The sequence below is a fragment of the Leucobacter sp. M11 genome (assembly GCF_035726885.1).
Taxonomy (GTDB): domain Bacteria; phylum Actinomycetota; class Actinomycetes; order Actinomycetales; family Microbacteriaceae; genus JAPFRB01.
Window position 1 is genome coordinate 398,062 of the sequence record NZ_JAPFRB010000001.1, and the last position, 2,697, is coordinate 400,758.

General features: G+C 72.0%; 3 protein-coding genes. All 3 read right to left on the reverse strand.

All coding sequences use genetic code 11. The features are described 5' to 3' along the window. Positions 1–1,460, reverse strand: a 1,460-nt coding sequence (locus OOT08_RS01990; RefSeq protein WP_325090882.1) for a serine hydrolase domain-containing protein, incomplete at its 3' end; no start/stop codon positions are given. 8 nt (positions 1,461–1,468) lie between these two features. Next, the gene (locus OOT08_RS01995) at positions 1,469–2,323 is read right to left on the reverse strand and encodes an ABC transporter ATP-binding protein (protein ID WP_325090883.1); all 855 of its coding nucleotides are present in this window, start codon (positions 2,321–2,323) and stop codon (positions 1,469–1,471) included. Next, the coding region (locus OOT08_RS02000) for an ABC transporter ATP-binding protein (RefSeq protein WP_442916154.1) at positions 2,320–2,697 on the reverse strand (378 nt) is incomplete at its 5' end. The genes OOT08_RS02000 and OOT08_RS01995, both read right to left, overlap by 4 nt.

The following is a 2,697-nucleotide window of genomic DNA, read 5'->3' on the forward strand; positions in this document are numbered from 1 at the left end:
TCGATCAGCAGCCAGCCCAGGCTGGTCTGGCCGATCCATTCCGAGCCGCGGACACCGTAGGGGGTGACGCGCTCGGCGACGCCGGAGGCGGGGGTCAGCCACAGCTCGTCCCCGCGCAGCTCGGTGCGGAGGCTGGCGCCGCGGAACGGTTCCGTGAACGCGCCGAGGCCCGCCGCGGGCACCGGCCCGGCCGGCGTGAGTCGCTCGTAGGCTTCGAGGACGCCGAAGCCGGGTGCGGCGCGCAGGTGGCCGTCGACGAGCTCGACCACGGAGAGGTCGTCGTCGCGGGTCCAGCGGGCCGTGCCGTCCCGCCGCAGGATTTCCGGCGCGTCTCCCTCGCTGGCGCGCAGGTCCCCGGTGCCGAGCACCCGCAACTCGAGCGCGGAGCAGCCGTCCCGGGTGAACCAGCGCCCGTTGACCCCGGCCGCCCCGGTGGCGATCCGATAGGCCTGCCAGGCGAGTTCGATTGCGCCAAGGTCGTCGCGGTTCGCGAAGAGGGCGACGCTGATGCCGCTCGCGGGGTCGACGAGCGAGTAGGTGGAGTATCCCCACATGCCGCCCGAGTGCGCGGTTGCCGAGGTGCCGCCGCGCGTCTCGTGTTCGATCCCGAGCCCGTAGTCGGACACGCGCCCGTCCCAGAGCACGGTGCGTTCCAACAGCTGCGCCCGGATATCGGCCCCGAGGACGCGCCCGTCCAGGAGGAAGCCGTGCCAGTGCGCGAAGTCTTCCAGGGTGGTGATGACTTCTCCGTCGCCGTTGACGACCCGCTCGTGTCCGACCTCGCCGATGCCCATGCCCCATCGGGTGAAGCCGTCCGCGGACGGGGAGAAGCTCATCGCCATGCCACTCTGGTACTCGCCGAGCAGGGTGGTCACGAAGCTGTGCGTCATGCCGAGCGGCTCGAAGACGGTGCGCGTGATGAGCTCGGGGTAGGGCGTGCCGGAGCCGCGCTCGGTGGCGAGGGCGGCGAGCACGTAGCCCGTGTTTGAGTAGCTTTGCGCGGTGCCCGGGGCAAAGTCCAGCGCGGTGAGGGTGCCCACCCAGGTGAGGAAGGTGTCGAGGCCGGACATCTCGATCTCGCTGGATCCCATGAGGTCGATCACGGCGAAGTAGTCCGGCAGGCCCCCGGTGTGGTTGAGGCAGTTGCGCAGGGTGATGCCGGGGAGGCTGAGCTCGGGGATGAGCTCGCGAAGGTCGGCGTCGAGATCGACTTCGCCGCGCCGGGCGGCGAGGAGGACGGTGGTTGCTGTGATCTGTTTGCTGACCGAGGCGATGTTGGTCGGGGTCGCCGGGGTGAGCGGGTCGCCGGTTTCCGTGTCGGCGAGGCCGCGGCTCGCGCTGGCGATCAGGGTGCCGTCTCGGTAGACGGCGACGGTGGCGCCGGGTTCGCCGTCCGCGATGCGGTCGGCGAGCAGGTCTCGGAGCAGGTGTGCGCTGAGGGCGGTGTCCATGAGGGGCATGGGATCTCCTAAGGGGTGGGGGTGCTGGCTCGGGGGGCGTGGTCGCTCCCGGCGGGGTCGGGGTGCTGGCCGCCGGGGAGGGCGGCGAGCAGTTCCCGGGTGTAGGGGTGTTGGGGTCGGAGGAGGACGTCCTCGGTGCTGCCGATCTCGACGAGGGTTCCGGCCTGCATGACGGCGACGCGGTCGGCGATGTTCCAGGCGAGGCCGAGGTCGTGGGTCACGATCATGAAGGTGAGCCCGAGGCGGTCGCGGAGGGTGAGGAACAGGTCGAGGATTTCGCCGCGGATGGACGCGTCGAGGCTCGCGACGGGCTCGTCGGCGATGATGACGCTGGGGTCAACGGCGAGGGAACCGGCGATGAGGACGCGCTGGCGCTGTCCCCCCGAGAGCTGGTGCGGGTAGGCGAGAAAGAAGTCCGCCGCGGGTCGCAGGCCGGCGTGTTCCAGGGCGCGGGTCACGAGGTCGACCTCGGAGGGGGCGGGGTCCTGCGCGGCGGCGCGTTCGACCAGCCGGTGGAGGCGGATGCCCTCGGCAACCGATTCGTAGACGGAGTGTTTCGGGTTGAGCGCGCCGGAGGGGTCCTGCATGACGAGCTGCATGCGCTGGCGGGCGGCGCGCAGGGCCCGCCCGCCGGTGGGCAAGGCTTCGCCGAGCGCGGTGACGGTGCCGCTCGTGGGGGCTTCGAGGCCCAACAGGGTCCGGGACAGGGTGGTTTTGCCGGAGCCGGAGGCACCGACGAGGGCGAGGATCTCCCCCTCGGTGAGGTCGAGGCTGACGCCGTCGACGGCGCGCACGACGCCGCGGCCCTGGAGGGCGGGGAAGGTGACGTGCAGGTCGCGGGCGGACAGGACGGTTCGGGTCATGGGGTGAGCTCCTTGCTGGGCGCGGTGACGCCGAGATCGGTGTCCGAGTGGCAGGGTTCGGCGGTGCCGCGCGCGAAACGGGCGAACTCGGCCCGGTGCACGAGGCAGCCGCCGGGGGTTCGACACTGCGCGAGGAAGGCGGCGGTGTGCCGGCGCTCTTCCTCGGCGGAGGTCACCGTGCGCCCCTGCGGGCGGTACCGGGAGGCCGGGTCCCCGATGGTGGGGAAGGCCCCGGCGAGCGCCCGGGTATAGGGGTGCCGCGGGCTCCGGAACAGCTGTCGACCGTTGCCGTGCTCGATGACGCGCCCGCCGTGCATCACGAGCACGGTGTCGCAGACGGCGGAGAGCACGGCGAGGTCGTGGCTGATGAGCAG

What these genes read in the sequence shown, in the direction of transcription:
- OOT08_RS01995 (WP_325090883.1), bottom strand. Translation starts at nt 2,323, where the DNA reads ATGACCCGAACCGTCCTGTCCGCCCGCGACCTGCACGTCACCTTCCCC.